A 13,988-nucleotide genomic window follows, 5' to 3' on the forward strand; every position below is an offset into this window, starting at 1 on the left:
TAGGTTTTTAAACTTCTTGTACATCACCGGCTTCAATCATTTCTGCCGCTTGTTTTTCTTCAATCTCGAAAGTTTGCCCTTTGCTATAAGAAAGCAAGTATTTACCCGCCAAATTGCCCACCAAAGCTTTTACTTTCTTCATTCCTTTTTTGGTAGAAGATTTCTTTTTCTTTTTAGTAGGTTTTTTCGGTGCTTTTGTCGGGTTGTTTTCAGCATTTTCAGCATCTTTAATATCTTCCGGTTTCTTTTCTGCTGTTTCGGCTTTACCTTCGGTATCTGAAGCAGTTTCTTTTTTAGTTTCCGGCGCTTTTACTTCTTGCGCATCGGTAACTTCTGCATTTTTTACTTCATCTGAAGTTTTCGTTTTTTTAGTCATCACATTAAGTTTTTAAAACAAAGCCTTTACCCGTCCAGCAAAGGCTTTGTTACAGTTATTGAATTGACAGATTCAAAAAGATTACGACAAAGTAATTTTCTTATTAACCGCAAAACCTTCAGGGTTTGCCGCCATAATATCACGATGAACGTTAACGATCATTCTAATTTCATTACTAGAAGCTTTTGTGTAAGGATCTAACGTAAAGTTAATTCCACCCCAGAAGCCAGCATATACATTTGAAAAATCACCGTAAATTAATGGGTAATTATCATCAGTACCTGAAAGAACCGGAAGCAAAGAAGTTTTTACGGTATCGGTACCATAAAGCGTATTTTGCTTATCCATTAAAAATTGACCGCTACCAGAATCAATTGTAATTCCTTTTGCCAAGGCAGCTAATTTTTTATGAATTAAGAAAATAGGATCTCCCATTACATTTTCATCATCAACTTCACCTTCTAATTCTAGAATTTTAGCCAATGTTAGCGGACCTTCAGCGCCACCAAAAACAAAAGCTAAATCTGGATCGTTTAATAAACCTAAGGTATTAGGCGCATTACCATCACCATTTAACATATCTAACATTAAACGCTTGTTTAATGCAGTTGTAATTCTTTGACGTACATCTTGCTCAATATTAAAAGCCGATTGCGCAATTAACTGATAAGAAATAGCGGTTTCTAAAGCCGTTCTTTTAGGACTTAGCACGCGCTTGTCATACGTTACTTTTTGAGATGTAGTACTTGCAGTTTCTGCTAAGTTCTCAAAAGTAAATTCACCACCACGATTTAACGGGTAATCACCGTTTAAACCTCTTTTAATAGTAACACCTAAATCTTCAATCTTCAAGCGATCTACAAAAGTTGGTAACATTTCGCCCATTTCTTCGCGAACTAATTTACCACCATAGTTTCCGCTATCTTGCGTAACGGTGTGGCTATCTGCACGAAACATCATTTCGCTAGGAATATTCATTCCGCGTGCAGGAACTTTTAAACCTTGATCTCTCAATTCATCTTTAGCAATTTCGTTTACTTCAGACTCCACACCATCAATAGAACGGTTTTCAAGCTGAAGCTCCATTGCTCTTTTCATAGAGAATTGAGACATAATTTTACGCTTTTCCGCAGCTTCGCCTTTTTCAGCTTTACCACCGGTTCTTTTTTGCGGATCGTTTTTAGGCGTTCCGTTTAAATCGGCAGCACGTTTAGCCGATTCATCCATTTTCTTTTGGCGCTCAATTTTCTTATCGAACTCCTTAATCTCGGTATCTAAAGCATCAAATCTTTTTTCCTGATCGTCGTTCATATCTCGACTTTCAGAATTTTGTGCTTCATCTACGATTGCCTGTTGAGCCTTTACTTTTTCGGCTCGCTGTTGTTGTAATTCTGCTAACTTGTTCATTTTTTAATAGCGATTTTGATTAACAATTAATTGAGCGCGAAAAACATCAAGGCTTCTTGACGCTCTTTTATTTTCTTCTTCCTGTTTTTCTTCGGAAGATTTATTGTCGTTTTTACGTTGTTCTTTGTGTTGCTCGAAACTTCTTTTCCCTACTTCTGCATCTTCATAAGCAGGAAATGTTACGGGAGAAACATCGTATATTTTAGATATTTTTTTGATTTGGCGTAGTTCCTTATCATTTTCATCTGTAGCATCGTGCCAAATAACTTCACTAGCTTGAAAAGCAAATGAAGATTGAGAAACATCACCTAATTCTATAGAAGTCTGTAAATCTCTCGCGTAACTAATATCTGGTGTTATGTAAGAATATTTTAAGCCTTTTTCATCTACAGAAAGTGTTAATGTTCCCTTACCGTCTTTAGAACGAGCCAAAATTTTATTTGGATTATGATTAAAAAGACATCTAACGTCATCATTTAAAACATCGTCGAAAGCACCAGGTAAAATTTCTTCTTCAAACCAAAATAAATCTGCACGTTTATTAAAAACAGCAGCATAACCTTCAATTTCAGCAGGTTTTTCTTCTTCGCCTTCTTCAGCTCGCTTTTCAACCGTAACAGGTGTTACAAAATAGCGTCTTTCAGCGCCTTCTATTTTATCGATATAATCACGCTCCTTGCTCATTTTCTATCTGTTTTTTAAGTTGTTGTTCGTTTAGAAGATTAGACATTTGCAAAAATTCATCGCCGCCATCGTAAGGGTTCATATCTTCTAATTGTCTTATTTCATTTGGATTTATAGCCTTCACAAATGTTAAGTCTTTATAGAATTGCCCGCGTGCTTTAGGGTCGACTTGCAATAATTTTTTAAAGTTTTGATGTATATGAAAACCTTGCTTTATTTCAGTTGAAGTAAAAAGCTTCACTTCAAATTCTTGCTTAAACTTTTCAGCAAAAGGCATTACGGCACGGTGTAAATAATCAATTTCCATTTGCGTTAAGAAATTGTAACCGCCTTCACCCGGAATTGCCAATTTATGTGCCGGCATCTGAAACCATCTTGCAACATCTGAAACGCCACTTGCGTAGGTTTCTATAAATTGTGCTTCGGCTGGTTTTAATGTTATCGGTTTGTATTTCATCCCTTCATCGAGTAGGGGAGCGCGGTGCTTTTGCCCGGAACTCATTGCATCTGAAAAGGCTTTGCTTATTTCTTTTTTCTTATCTAATTTTACAGATAGTTCACTTTCTAAAACTCCTTGTGATATTCCGCGATCTTGTAAGGAATCGCTACCAAATTTTTGCGCATAAAGCGAAACGCCTAAATTATCTGCTGCATATTCTAATACTGATCTACCGCATACGCCATCAAAAGAAAAGCCGGGGATATGCAATATTTCATCTGAAGAAAAAAGATTTCCTTTAATTCTGTACCATAATTTGCCTTCGTAATCTATTACGCTTACCTGGTCGGGATCTATAAACTGTAAGGATGCTACTTGACCGGCGCCATTACGCACAATTAAGGCATAAGCGTTACCGCGCATCATAACAGCAACCGCCATTATAAATTTAAAAACAAAAGCCGTCATATAATTGTTGGGCTTTCGGTATAATAAATAGTCTATAGAGTGGTCCGGCTGATGTTTGTTGGTGTTATCTTTTTTTAGATAAACCGACATCGGCAAAAGTGCCAACGAGTTTGCTACGGTGTTTACCGCTGCATAAAAAGCCGAAATGGTAAGTGATGTTTGGGTGTTTACGCTTTTAGAAGCTTCGGTTAAGCGTATAGGAAACAAAGAGGCCATTCCCGAAATTGGGTTTGACCTTTTTGAGACTAACTGCGAAATTGCATTTTCAAATAAATTGCTTCCCATATTAAACCAACTAAACTTTATTATGAATAAAGATTACATTGGTAAATGTATAGGGGCTAAGAAGTTATTAAAGGAACAATTTGTTTCTTTTTAAATATTTTTGCTTTTAATTAAATTGGCGTATTGGTTTGTGATAAAAAACTATTAGAAATATGTGTATATATTTCTGTGGTTTTACTGCTTTTGTGGCCCGCTATTTTTTGAATGATTCTAATATCGGTTCCGGTTTCTAGCATTGTAGTAAAACAGCTATGGCGTAACAAGTGAAAATGATAGCTTGCTCCTAAATATTTTTTTACTAATTGATTGCAACTGGAAGTGGTGTATTTTAATTTATTTTGACCGTTAAATAAATATTCTACAGGTTTATATTGCTGAAAATATTTTCTTAGAAGGAATAATAATTTTTCACTTAACGGAACGTAACGATCATTACCTCCTTTAGCATTTCTAATTGCTATTAAATTTCGCTTGGAATCTATATCTTTTATTTTAAGATTAATAACTTCACTCACCCGAAGCCCAACACTATAAGCTACACTTAAAATGGCTTTGTGTTTTAAATTATCTATTTCTGAAATGGTTTTAATTAAATAATTTTTCTCGATTACCCGCGGAAGTTTGTTTTCCTTTTTAGGGTAAGGTATTTTAGAAACTTTATTTTTCATCCCAATTGTTAATTTATAGAATAACTTTACCGCACAAAGATTTTGTTTTCGGGTGTTTAGTGTTTTAAAACTAAGTAGATATTCTTTAATTTTCTCATTAGGTATTGCTTTTGGTTCGGTTTCGTTTTCAAAATGATTTAGAAACTTAAGCACATTAATTTCGTAACATTTAATTGTGCTTTCAGAATTGTATTTCAATCTTAAATCATTCGAAAACTTTAAACTCCATTTTCGAATATTCATAATATATTAGTTGATTTTAGTGGTTTAACAGTTGGTTTTTATATATAGTAGTTATAGTGCAATAAAAACTGCCGAAGCTAAAAAAAGAAAGCAATATGACGTTTATCAACGCTCTACCAGCCGCATAGACGTTTTTACGGCACATAACTAAGAATATAACAAATGCTTGGGTTTTATATTTTAATCGAAATTATGGCTGCGTTTTATTTTTTGCCAACGCTAATAGATTAGGATTTACTTCAAATTTAGATTTATCTATATTATTATGTTCGCAATATTTTAAAAGACCATAGTACCAGTTTTCGTTTAATTTCTCAATAGGTCTATATTCAACATCATATAGAAAATCTTTCATTTCTGCTACCTTAAAACCGTCGCTGTGCCACGTTCCAAAAACAACATTAAACATTTCTATTAAATTTTTATCATCCATAATTTATATTTTTGCCTTTGCGCTAAAAAATAAAACGCTCGACGGTTAGTAATTGTATTTAATTTTGTGCTTAAAGGCGCACTTGCCATATTCATATCCGTTATATGCAATGCTCTGTTCCGTTCCAAACCAACCTTTGTTCGTCTAATTTAGAATAGTATTCATTCATTTTTTCACTACCTACAACCTTTTTTAGTTCCTGCTTCCAGAAATCTTTTTCAAGATTATGCAGTTCGTTAGAGCGAATAAGCTTAGCTGTTTCGCTTGGGTTTTTTATTGCATTGTAATTAATGGTTGCTAATCTTAGTCTAAATCCTGATATTATTGCTCTAACTTTAGGTATCAAGACTTCTTTACTAAAGTAAGGTTCTTCCCTTATAGCTTGTACTAAGATTTCTGTAAGTTGTTTTGTACTTGTTTCTCTACTCATTTTAATTAAATTTATAGTTAATAATCCGCACAGCATATAACACGTGTTGTGCATAATACAACTAAAAGCACGTAGCATCATAAACGGACTTGTTTAACATTTCTGGGGTTTCATAAATATTTCCAACAATCTCATAATGCCAATGATTATTTAAAACATTTGAATCTGGCCACATAATTTGACTTCCAAAAGCATTTAATTCAGATCTAAAATCATCTTCATTTTGATTAGTAATTGGAAAAGAGTTCCATCTATATTTATCCCATTTTATTTCGTAATAATAATGAGTTGCTTCATTCGAGTAGAACAAACTATCCTTGTCGGTACACCTTAATAAGTCGCCTTCAAAAATTTCAACTTGATTAATATCGTTCAATCCAGTTCCACGCATAACAATTAAGTCGTCAAATTCTTCATTTGTTAATCGAGCGGAATTAATTAGAATTGCCTTTAAACTATTGTTTGGTAACATTTTTTTTCTTGATTTGCTATAACTTCTAAAATTCATAATTAAAAAGTACTATGCACAACACCGTATAACCGCCATTGCATCTGATTTTCCTTTCGGAAAATCCTCGCAATTGTCTGTGTTTTGGCTTATTAATATTCATAATTTCTTTATTTTGCAACGGACGGTTATACTTTCCGTTACCAAAAATTAAAACATTTTGCTAACTAGCTTTTTGTTGATTTTCTAACCAGGCATCACGTTGCTTTTTAAATTCCATAGTAGATCCTATTTGGCTGATGGCTTCAGATGCATTTTTGCATCCTAAAGATTTTGCAAAGAGCAAAGATTTTTCGTGGCCATCCATATCTGCTATTTGCTTTTGGGTGGTTTCTTCAATTTTTAATTGATCTTTAGCAGTTTCTACACCAAAACTTTCATCAGGTTGTTTTTCTTTGCCTAGTTTTGCGCTAAATTTTAAGGCGTCTAATTGCAGTTTGTGATTACTGATAATTGTGTTAGAAATATCTACTACAGATTTTACCTTTTGCGGCTCTACCTTATCTTCTATAACTTCTTGGACTAGTTTAAAAAGTCCGTTGTTTAAATCGCTTAAATTTTCCATTACTTTAAATTTTTTAAGAGTTTGTTTTTCAGTTTTATTGTTGTTTGTAATTCTTCGGGTAATTCTCTAAATCCTTCAATATTTCTACGGGCGTTTTCTGCTTTGCTTATCATTTCTAAATTTTCGGGAGCAATGTTTTTTGTGTTGCCATCTTTAAAAGCGATTAGATAGCCTTTTTTAATTTTTCCGAAATGCTTTTTGTAAACCAACCGATGTATAAATTCCCACTTATCTGGCTTGGCTACTTTTTTTATTAAATAGGCTTTTCCGCAGGTATCAATATGTTCTGTAATAGTGCCTACTGGTTTATTGTTATGCGGAATGTTTCCTTTTTTAAATTGATTTTTTTCAATTATTTTAATTTGCTCGGGCGTTAAGTATTCTTCTAGTTTTTTACCTTTATTTTTTGGGGCTTGTCCTTTTTTAAATTGATTTTTACGCTTGTTTTTTTCAATAATTTCTGCCGGTATAACTAGGTTTAGTTTTTTCATTCTAAGATTAATACCGCAGTAACTTTTACCAATTTTTTTTGCCATTGCTTTAATTGGCATTGTTAGGTAGTTTTCTTGAATGAATTTATCCATTTGCGGGGTAAAGCTTGTTTTGCCAATACGTTTTCTAGAACGTAAAGCGTTTACTTCTTTTTTGGTTAGTGATAAATTATTTTCTCGCAAGTATTTTTGAACCGTAGTTCTTGAAACGCCTAATTTTTCTGAAATAAAACGAGATCCCTCTAATCGGTTTTCCCGAATAAATTGCTTTTGCTTTTCTGTATGTATTCCGAGTTTAGGCATTTTAAAAATTTGAATTAAATATTTCGTTGGCTTTTTTTATTGCTTCGGTTCTGGCTTCTTGTATTTTGTTAAACCTTTTGTCTTTTCCGTAAACCATTAATTTTTCACCATCCCATAACTTATATCTAAACACGTCTAATCCATAAATATTTATAAGCAGATCAACACTTATAAAATAATCTACTAAAACACCAAATTGCATAGAAAATGGAAATTTGTAAAAATGATTTACATCTTCTTTCGTTGGGTTTTCGCAGTCCCAAGCTATATTTTCTTTTAGCCATATTAGCAACCACTTTTCAAAAGCTTTTTTACATTTACCGGTTAACTCCATCACTTTTTCAATTTTTTTGCGGCTTCTATAAACATATAGCCGATGATTATTAATTCAGTTAGCATTAAAAAGATTATTAAAACCCAACGCGGCCACCAGGAAGCAATAAATTGCCACTCGTATAACCAGCTTGTTAGCATTGGCAATAAAAAAGCGGCGATAATTAAACTTAATAGATACAGGGTGTTTTTCATTTCTTATTAGATTTATGAAAGTAGGTTAGGCTTCTTTTAAAACTATAGTGGCTTTCGTAACGATGTTCGCCAAATAGTTCTAAATGTTTATCGTTTACGTAGTTAAAGCATTCTACATTAGTTTTATGCTTTGGCAATTGCTCAAAATAATATTGAAAAAAGCCTTGCCGGGTTCCTAATTGCTTCAAAAGGCGATTTTCATTCTGAAGCTCGTTGAGTTCGGTTTTCCATTCGGGTTGTTTCATAGCTGGTTAGGATTTCTGTTAGGTAATTTTATCTTGAGTTCTTCTTTAGTAAAAGTTTCCCACTTTTTGATAGGCATAAAATCTTCAGCACAATTTGTCTCTATTGAATATTCACCCGGTACAATACCGCCAGGTACAAAACTTGGCGCAGGAAAAATTTCATCTAATCTTTTAATTTGTTCTGAAGTTTTCATAATAATTGTTGAAGCTTTTACCATTCTTTCAATCATTTCTTCAGGTGTACAATTATTATCCGCTGCTAATTGATTAACTTTTTTTATAACCGATTTATCTTCTAATTGAATATTGAATTGCTTTTTCATCTTAAATAAATATTTCTTCGTTATCGTTATTGTATTTACTTTGGTTGCCGTTATCTTCGGTTATGGTTCCGGCAAGTGCCATAATTGTTGCTATAATCGGGTCAATACGTTTGGTACTTTTGTTTTTTACATAGCGAATATTTTCGTTTGGGTCCTCATAAGCTACGCAACCGCTTAAAGTCCACGCTAAAATTGGGTGGCCGCCGTGCCGAAATTTATTACTGAATGCCAGGGTTTCAAATTCTGTTGTAGGAAATGAAAAATGCGTAATAGTCTGCGGAAAAGGATGCACTTCTATTGCATTTTTCTGTAAATTTTGCACCAATTCTGTTGCTTTCCACGGGTCATATTCATACCATTTTGGCTGTAAAACATCCCATAAATAAGATAAATATTGGCGTACAACGGCGTAATCTATTTGGTTGCCTTCGGTTGCGGTTAATACGGGTTGCTTTTTCCAAAAATCTTCATATTCAAAAGGTGTATCGGTAAAATCTATATAGTCGGCAAGTTTTAGATCTTTCCAAAAACGGTAAGGCACGCGATCTTCCTTACTACGTTTATCAATTGTATCTTTAGGGCAAAAATTAAACGGAAGCAAATCGCGATAACCGTTTTCATCTGCATTACTTACAAATACTATTGAAGTTAAATCTGTTGTGCTACTTAAATCGAAAGCAGCGGCGCAACCTAATTCTATAAAATTTTTCAGCTGAATTTTACTGCTGGACTTAGCCCAAGTTTCTGAAGGTATGCGAACTTCTGCCGCATCTACCCACATATTTAAGTGTTTGGTTTTAAAGTTAGGTATTTTACTAGGCTGGTTTACTGCTTTGGTATATTCAGATTCTAATTGATCTTTATAAACTGAAACGTTTAAATTAGGATTGGCTTTCTCCCAATTTTCAGTATTTTCCCAATCGTCGCCCTCGTCCAGGTCGTGAATCATAATAAATATATGATCGTCTTTTTTGTGGCCTTCTAAAATATCTATGTAAACATCTTCGGCGGCTTTGCAAACGGATTGCATATTAAACCCGGCGGTAGTAATGATATAAAGCAGCGGATTTTTACGCGCTCCCATTGCAGATTCTATTACTTCACGTACGCTATCGTCTTTAAAAGCGTGATATTCATCTAAACAACCAAGCGAAATATTCAGACCATCTTGTGTTTTACTATCACCACCAAGAAATCTTATTTTACCCATTTCTCTAGGGAAGCGTATTTCTCTTTGCGTTAGCTTTACACCTATTTTTCTTAGCGGAAGTGATTTTAAAACAAAGTCATACGCTTGCTCCCAAACAATTTTTGCTTGTTGTTCTTTTGTAGCCGCAGAATAAACTTCTGGTGAAGCTTCATCATCAAAACATAAAAAGTATAATTGAAGCCCAGCCATAACTGCTGTTTTTCCATTTTTACGAGCCACTTTTTCATAAACAGTTCTAATTCTACGTTTATTATTTTTTCCTTTCCAGGCCATTATGTTGTATAACGTAAATTGTTGGTAAGGCGATAGAATAAAAGCCTCCCGATTTATTGCTTTTTCGCCTTTGGTATGTGTTAGAAATAACTCAAAGAAATCTATAATATGCAGCCCCGCATTATGATCTAAGTAATAACCATCTTCTTCTGCGGTTTCTATCCACGAGAAAAAACGGTTTACCGCTTGCTTTATGCGTTTGCCGGTAATTATTTTACCATCACGCACATTATAAGCGTACTGAAACGGAATGCTATTTTTTATTTCTTTGGTGAGTTTCAATTTTTAACCGTTTTTTCTGTTTTTAAATCCTTCAAATAAATCACCTTGCCCTGGGTCAATTTCTTGTTTCAGTTCTTTTTCAGATTTAGGATCTAAACCAAATTGCTTGAAGCATTGCATAATTGCTTTTTCTGCATCACGCTTTATAGTCAGTTCTACAGAAATATTTTCAGCACCAGATTTATAAAGCTGCTTGTAACCGGTACCCATTTCTTCTTTGTTCTTTTTTCTAATTTCACGAACCGCCCATTCCCATTGCGAAAAGTTTTCGGCCATAACTTCCAACGCCGGTACGTGAACGCGCTTTAAAGAATTTGCTGAAATTAAAATCTTAGCAATTCTTTTAAAATGAGATTTAGCTTTGCTATCTAAATAAGTTCCTGGCTTCGGTATCTCTTTAACCAATTCAGTTCCAGTCCCTTTGTGTGCTATTTCCATATCTAACTATTTTATACCCCCCCCTTAAAAAACTACACCGAGTAAAATTTTGATTAAATGGCGATGTAGGAAGGTTTTGTTTCTAGGTGTTTTTACCGGGTATGCCCTTTTTTTCTTTATAACCGTGTGCTTCTTTTCCTGATTTACTATCGTGATGAAATTTGCATAAACTTTGCAAGTTTTCTTCACTTAACTTAGCGCCGCCATCTTCTATTCGCTGAATGTGATCTACATACTTTGCGGTTGTTACTTTGTTTTCAGCTTCGCATTTTATACACGTAGGATTCTTTTGTAAGAATGCTTTACGAACCTTGCGCCAAGACCACGAGTTGTAAAACTTCTCATTCTCTGCTAAACGTCTGCCATAAGGTTTACGCTCATTAACCCAACTTCTTTTTATTTTCTTTGGTTTGTAAGGCATAAGTTTATTTTTTAAAATGCAACTCCAGGTTCACCTTGTGGAATATCACTATCATTCCATTGTTCGCTTTCATCGTAAGGGTTTACGTACTTGGTTTTGTTTTCAATATACTTCATAGGCACGTTACCAAGCGAGCCATTTCTATTCTTAACCACGATTAAACAAGCGTTTGCATTTGCATCTAATCCTAAATCTTCATAAAGGGTCGGGTGAGATTCAGGACTGAAACCGTAAACACTTGGTCTATAGATTAAGCCAATAACATCTGCCGCATCTTCTATTGCTGAAGATTCCCTAAGGTGATGCTTTTGCGGAATCTTGTAAGTATCTCGCTTAACTTCTCGACTTAATTGCGATAGAGCGATAACAGGAATTTCTAATTCTTTTGCAATATTCTTAGCTTCACGCGCCGCTTCAGCAATGTTTATTCGAGTATCTTTATCGCCAGAAAACATTTGTATAAAATCTATTACTAGAATTTCTATATTATATTTTCTTTTCATCATTCGTGCTTTCCGCTTCATTTCGATAACAGTTAACGCCGGTTGATCGTCAATATGAATTGGTAAATTCTTCATTTCTTCTACGGTTTTCAATAAGCCGTGAAAGTATTCCGGTTTCTCAAAACCATTGCGCATTAACTGATTCATATGATAATTGCTTTCATTAGCAATACCACGAATAGCCAACTGTATTACACTCATTTCCATAGAGAACATTCCACAAGAAATGTCCTGTTTAGAAGCAGCTAACATTGTGTTCATTACGTAAGCTGTTTTACCCATTCCGCTGTCACCACCAATAACAATTAAATCTGTTGGCTGCCATCCAGAAAAATGTTTATCGGTTGTATTTATGCCGGTTGGAACGCCTGTAATTTTACCGTCATTATTCGTTAGAAATTCTACACGTTTTGGTACTTCAGAAATAGCATCGTACCAAGTTTTAGAAGTATGGCCTTTTGCTGTTATATCTGAAACTTTGTCTAATTTTGCGCTTACGCTATCTATCAAATCAAAAACATCAAGTTTAGAATCATAAGCCAGATTAATACCGTAATTACAAAGGCTTATAACTTCACGAGCCATAAACTTTTGCAGAATTATACGGCAATGATATTCTAAATGCGCAGAAGAAGAAACTTTTTGAGTTAGCTGAATCATATAATAATCGCCGCCAACGCTTTCAAGTAGTTTTATATCTTTTAATTTTTGACTAACGGTTAATAAATCTACTTTGCTATTAGATTCATAAAGCAGTTTTATTGCCTTGAAAATTGATTGATGTTCGTTTTTATAAAATACTTCGGGGTTAGAAATTACCGCAAACGCTGCATCTAAGCCTTTTTCATCAATAAGCATTGCACCTAAAATAACTTCTTCTAAGTCTACAGCTTGTGGTATTATTTTTCCTTTTTGCATTATCCTAATTTTTTAAATTGAGGTTGAAGCTTAATTATATTATCTTCCTGTTTTTGCTTTCCGGTTTTTAAGCCACCGTTTTGCAAAACTTTGAGCGTGTAACTTGAAGCTTCGCTTCGTAATTGCGTAAGTGGTTTATCTAAAGCGTTAGAAGTCCACTTGTTTTTTAACCAATGCAAAAGCACCGGAATAACTTCTTTTTCAAAATTGATTTTTAAACCTTCAGCTTTTAATGAAATTTGTAAACGTTCGTGCCAAGTTTTTCCGGTTAAAATATTTTCAAATACTACAGCATTTTCTTCTTCAATTTTTTTCAAAATCTCTTTGAGAGAGTTATCATTAGTATTATTATATATATTATATGTCGGATTTTTTTCCGAGTTTGAAGTCGGTTTTTGAGGATTGACAGTAGCTGAAGTACTATTTTCATTTTCGGAAATTTTTCCGAGTTTAGTCGGATTTTTTTCCGAGTTTGGGGTGAAGTCGGAAATTTTTCCGAGTTTATTCCAGCCTTTTCCAAGGGCAGAAAGTCTTATAAAATCTTTACGATTTTGCTTCTTAAATTCAATTAATCTTTTTTCAGAAAGTGATTTAAAAGCACGGTAAACGGTATCTGTTTTGCTGAAGAAAAAAGGCAGTTCTTCTATTACTTTTGTACGAGATATAAAGTAATAGGTTTTACCTGAAATAACTTCATCATTTGCCCAACTAGAAAGCTGGTTAAACAAATCCATCATAGCACCTTCAGCAGCTGTTAAGCCGTGCTTTTTACATTTTTCTTGATTTATGATTACGTTGTAGCGCATTAAACTTCAAAAATTCTAAGCGTTGGGTGTAATTCTCTTATTTGCTCAATTTCTGCATCAATAAGCTTATCACGCATTTGCTCTACATAATCATTTGCTTCTGGCGAAATAAGCCTACAAGATAGATCTCCGGCATCAATAGAAATTTCTACATCTAAGGTCTGTTTAGGCTGACCTTTAAAAATTGGAATCGTAATTTTAAAGCTTTCAGGTATGTTAGAATCTACCGCTTGTGCTAAAAGTATTTTACGGTTTCCGCGACCGTCGTCTGCGTTTTCAATATCTTTATCTACTTTAGCTTTAAACTTTCGCAACTCGTTAACCAGCTTCATTGCCTTATCTCTAGTTTCAAAATGCGAACGGTTCATTTTAATAAACTCTCCCAATTCTAAGGAGGTGTAAGATTTATCTGAATTAATACCAAACTTTTCAAATATTTCTGTAAACTCTAAAACACCTAAAAAATGGCTTTCCCACTCTCTACCTTCATCTTCAATAAATTCAATACTCTTTTTTTCTCTATTTATCTCAATTCTAGAAAAAGCTAAAACGTTATCACCGTTTTCAACTTTATCAGTTAACCAATTAGAAGGATTTTCTAAATGTATTCTAGGTACTGAAATTGTACCTTCAATTACCGCAGGTTTTCTTATTGCTGGTAATTTTTCAGCTTCACCGTGCCGAATTATTAATTCTTTTACTCCGTTTTCTACGGAAACATTAATCTTTTGATCTTTCATT

20 protein-coding genes are annotated in these 13,988 nt (G+C 34.0%); all 20 read right to left on the minus strand.

Annotation, left to right across the window (positions count from 1 at the left end; genetic code table 11):
- Nucleotides 1–7 precede the first annotated feature (7 nt).
- The 20 genes from D9R05_RS00395 to D9R05_RS00490 all read right to left on the minus strand — a co-directional run bounded on the left by D9R05_RS00395 (nucleotide 8) and on the right by D9R05_RS00490 (nucleotide 13,987).
- Complete coding sequence (locus D9R05_RS00395; RefSeq protein WP_121665245.1) at nucleotides 8–376, minus strand: hypothetical protein; 369 nt, start codon at nucleotides 374–376, stop codon at nucleotides 8–10.
- A gap of 81 nt (nucleotides 377–457) precedes the next feature.
- Nucleotides 458–1,783 carry a phage major capsid protein gene (locus D9R05_RS00400; RefSeq protein WP_121665246.1) on the minus strand — a complete coding sequence of 442 codons (1,326 nt, stop codon included), beginning with the start codon at nucleotides 1,781–1,783 and terminating at the stop codon, nucleotides 458–460.
- A gap of 3 nt (nucleotides 1,784–1,786) precedes the next feature.
- Nucleotides 1,787–2,467, minus strand: a complete 681-nt coding sequence (locus D9R05_RS00405) for an HK97 family phage prohead protease (RefSeq protein WP_121665247.1) — start codon at nucleotides 2,465–2,467, stop codon at nucleotides 1,787–1,789.
- Nucleotides 2,451–3,659, minus strand: a complete 1,209-nt coding sequence (locus D9R05_RS00410; protein ID WP_121665248.1) for a phage portal protein — start codon at nucleotides 3,657–3,659, stop codon at nucleotides 2,451–2,453. The genes D9R05_RS00405 and D9R05_RS00410 overlap by 17 nt, the downstream gene beginning before the upstream one ends.
- 110 nt (nucleotides 3,660–3,769) lie before the next feature.
- Nucleotides 3,770–4,570 (minus strand): tyrosine-type recombinase/integrase, encoded by an 801-nt coding sequence (locus D9R05_RS00415; protein WP_121665249.1) that lies wholly within the window; start codon nucleotides 4,568–4,570, stop codon nucleotides 3,770–3,772.
- Nucleotides 4,571–4,760: 190 nt separating this feature from the next.
- Entirely contained in the window at nucleotides 4,761–5,003 is a 243-nt protein-coding gene (locus tag D9R05_RS00420) for a hypothetical protein (RefSeq protein WP_121665250.1), read from the minus strand.
- A 100-nt stretch (nucleotides 5,004–5,103) separates the two neighbouring features.
- On the minus strand, nucleotides 5,104–5,433 hold the full coding sequence (locus D9R05_RS00425) for a hypothetical protein (RefSeq protein WP_162984858.1): 330 nt from the start codon (nucleotides 5,431–5,433) through the stop codon (nucleotides 5,104–5,106).
- 61 nt (nucleotides 5,434–5,494) lie between these two features.
- Entirely contained in the window at nucleotides 5,495–5,941 is a 447-nt protein-coding gene (locus tag D9R05_RS00430; RefSeq protein WP_121665252.1) for a YopX family protein, read from the minus strand.
- Between the two features lie 163 nt (nucleotides 5,942–6,104).
- Nucleotides 6,105–6,506 (minus strand): hypothetical protein, encoded by a 402-nt coding sequence (locus D9R05_RS00435; protein ID WP_121665253.1) that lies wholly within the window; start codon nucleotides 6,504–6,506, stop codon nucleotides 6,105–6,107.
- Entirely contained in the window at nucleotides 6,506–7,300 is a 795-nt protein-coding gene (locus D9R05_RS00440) for an HNH endonuclease signature motif containing protein (protein WP_121665254.1), read from the minus strand. Before D9R05_RS00440 ends, D9R05_RS00435 begins: the two co-directional genes overlap by 1 nt.
- A gap of 1 nt (nucleotide 7,301) precedes the next feature.
- Nucleotides 7,302–7,637, minus strand: coding sequence for a hypothetical protein (locus tag D9R05_RS00445; protein ID WP_162984860.1), 336 nt, complete (start codon nucleotides 7,635–7,637; stop codon nucleotides 7,302–7,304).
- Nucleotides 7,634–7,828, minus strand: a complete 195-nt coding sequence (locus D9R05_RS00450; protein WP_121665256.1) for a hypothetical protein — start codon at nucleotides 7,826–7,828, stop codon at nucleotides 7,634–7,636. The genes D9R05_RS00445 and D9R05_RS00450 overlap by 4 nt, the downstream gene beginning before the upstream one ends.
- Nucleotides 7,825–8,073: a hypothetical protein gene (locus tag D9R05_RS00455; RefSeq protein WP_121665257.1), complete on the minus strand. Its 249-nt coding sequence runs from the start codon at nucleotides 8,071–8,073 to the stop codon at nucleotides 7,825–7,827. Before D9R05_RS00455 ends, D9R05_RS00450 begins: the two co-directional genes overlap by 4 nt.
- Nucleotides 8,070–8,396, minus strand: coding sequence for a hypothetical protein (locus D9R05_RS00460; RefSeq protein WP_121665258.1), 327 nt, complete (start codon nucleotides 8,394–8,396; stop codon nucleotides 8,070–8,072). The genes D9R05_RS00455 and D9R05_RS00460 overlap by 4 nt, the downstream gene beginning before the upstream one ends.
- Nucleotide 8,397: 1 nt before the next feature.
- Nucleotides 8,398–10,161, minus strand: a complete 1,764-nt coding sequence (locus D9R05_RS00465; RefSeq protein ID WP_121665259.1) for a terminase large subunit — start codon at nucleotides 10,159–10,161, stop codon at nucleotides 8,398–8,400.
- Between the two features lie 3 nt (nucleotides 10,162–10,164).
- Nucleotides 10,165–10,599: a P27 family phage terminase small subunit gene (locus tag D9R05_RS00470; RefSeq protein WP_121665260.1), complete on the minus strand. Its 435-nt coding sequence runs from the start codon at nucleotides 10,597–10,599 to the stop codon at nucleotides 10,165–10,167.
- An 82-nt stretch (nucleotides 10,600–10,681) separates the two neighbouring features.
- Nucleotides 10,682–11,020: an HNH endonuclease gene (locus D9R05_RS00475; protein ID WP_121665261.1), complete on the minus strand. Its 339-nt coding sequence runs from the start codon at nucleotides 11,018–11,020 to the stop codon at nucleotides 10,682–10,684.
- 11 nt (nucleotides 11,021–11,031) lie between these two features.
- Nucleotides 11,032–12,441, minus strand: coding sequence for a replicative DNA helicase (locus D9R05_RS00480; protein WP_121665262.1), 1,410 nt, complete (start codon nucleotides 12,439–12,441; stop codon nucleotides 11,032–11,034).
- Nucleotides 12,441–13,247 (minus strand): hypothetical protein, encoded by an 807-nt coding sequence (locus D9R05_RS15540; RefSeq protein ID WP_205589257.1) that lies wholly within the window; start codon nucleotides 13,245–13,247, stop codon nucleotides 12,441–12,443. Before D9R05_RS15540 ends, D9R05_RS00480 begins: the two co-directional genes overlap by 1 nt.
- A complete protein-coding gene (locus D9R05_RS00490) occupies nucleotides 13,247–13,987 on the minus strand; it encodes a hypothetical protein (RefSeq protein ID WP_162984861.1) in 741 nt (246 codons plus the stop codon). Before D9R05_RS00490 ends, D9R05_RS15540 begins: the two co-directional genes overlap by 1 nt.
- Nucleotide 13,988: the final 1 nt, after the last annotated feature.

This window comes from Mesonia aquimarina, from assembly GCF_003667275.1.
Taxonomy (GTDB): domain Bacteria; phylum Bacteroidota; class Bacteroidia; order Flavobacteriales; family Flavobacteriaceae; genus Mesonia; species Mesonia aquimarina.

What these genes read in the sequence shown, in the direction of transcription:
- D9R05_RS00395 (WP_121665245.1), bottom strand. Translation starts at nt 376, where the DNA reads ATGACTAAAAAAACGAAAACTTCAGATGAAGTAAAAAATGCAGAAGTT.
- D9R05_RS00400 (WP_121665246.1), bottom strand. Translation starts at nt 1,783, where the DNA reads ATGAACAAGTTAGCAGAATTACAACAACAGCGAGCCGAAAAAGTAAAG.
- D9R05_RS00405 (WP_121665247.1), bottom strand. Translation starts at nt 2,467, where the DNA reads ATGAGCAAGGAGCGTGATTATATCGATAAAATAGAAGGCGCTGAAAGA.
- D9R05_RS00410 (WP_121665248.1), bottom strand. Translation starts at nt 3,659, where the DNA reads ATGGGAAGCAATTTATTTGAAAATGCAATTTCGCAGTTAGTCTCAAAA.
- D9R05_RS00415 (WP_121665249.1), bottom strand. Translation starts at nt 4,570, where the DNA reads ATGAATATTCGAAAATGGAGTTTAAAGTTTTCGAATGATTTAAGATTG.
- D9R05_RS00420 (WP_121665250.1), bottom strand. Translation starts at nt 5,003, where the DNA reads ATGGATGATAAAAATTTAATAGAAATGTTTAATGTTGTTTTTGGAACG.
- D9R05_RS00425 (WP_162984858.1), bottom strand. Translation starts at nt 5,433, where the DNA reads ATGAGTAGAGAAACAAGTACAAAACAACTTACAGAAATCTTAGTACAA.
- D9R05_RS00430 (WP_121665252.1), bottom strand. Translation starts at nt 5,941, where the DNA reads ATGAATTTTAGAAGTTATAGCAAATCAAGAAAAAAAATGTTACCAAAC.
- D9R05_RS00435 (WP_121665253.1), bottom strand. Translation starts at nt 6,506, where the DNA reads ATGGAAAATTTAAGCGATTTAAACAACGGACTTTTTAAACTAGTCCAA.
- D9R05_RS00440 (WP_121665254.1), bottom strand. Translation starts at nt 7,300, where the DNA reads ATGCCTAAACTCGGAATACATACAGAAAAGCAAAAGCAATTTATTCGG.
- D9R05_RS00450 (WP_121665256.1), bottom strand. Translation starts at nt 7,828, where the DNA reads ATGAAAAACACCCTGTATCTATTAAGTTTAATTATCGCCGCTTTTTTA.
- D9R05_RS00455 (WP_121665257.1), bottom strand. Translation starts at nt 8,073, where the DNA reads ATGAAACAACCCGAATGGAAAACCGAACTCAACGAGCTTCAGAATGAA.
- D9R05_RS00460 (WP_121665258.1), bottom strand. Translation starts at nt 8,396, where the DNA reads ATGAAAAAGCAATTCAATATTCAATTAGAAGATAAATCGGTTATAAAA.
- D9R05_RS00470 (WP_121665260.1), bottom strand. Translation starts at nt 10,599, where the DNA reads ATGGAAATAGCACACAAAGGGACTGGAACTGAATTGGTTAAAGAGATA.
- D9R05_RS00475 (WP_121665261.1), bottom strand. Translation starts at nt 11,020, where the DNA reads ATGCCTTACAAACCAAAGAAAATAAAAAGAAGTTGGGTTAATGAGCGT.
- D9R05_RS00480 (WP_121665262.1), bottom strand. Translation starts at nt 12,441, where the DNA reads ATGCAAAAAGGAAAAATAATACCACAAGCTGTAGACTTAGAAGAAGTT.
- D9R05_RS15540 (WP_205589257.1), bottom strand. Translation starts at nt 13,247, where the DNA reads ATGCGCTACAACGTAATCATAAATCAAGAAAAATGTAAAAAGCACGGC.
- D9R05_RS00490 (WP_162984861.1), bottom strand. Translation starts at nt 13,987, where the DNA reads ATGAAAGATCAAAAGATTAATGTTTCCGTAGAAAACGGAGTAAAAGAA.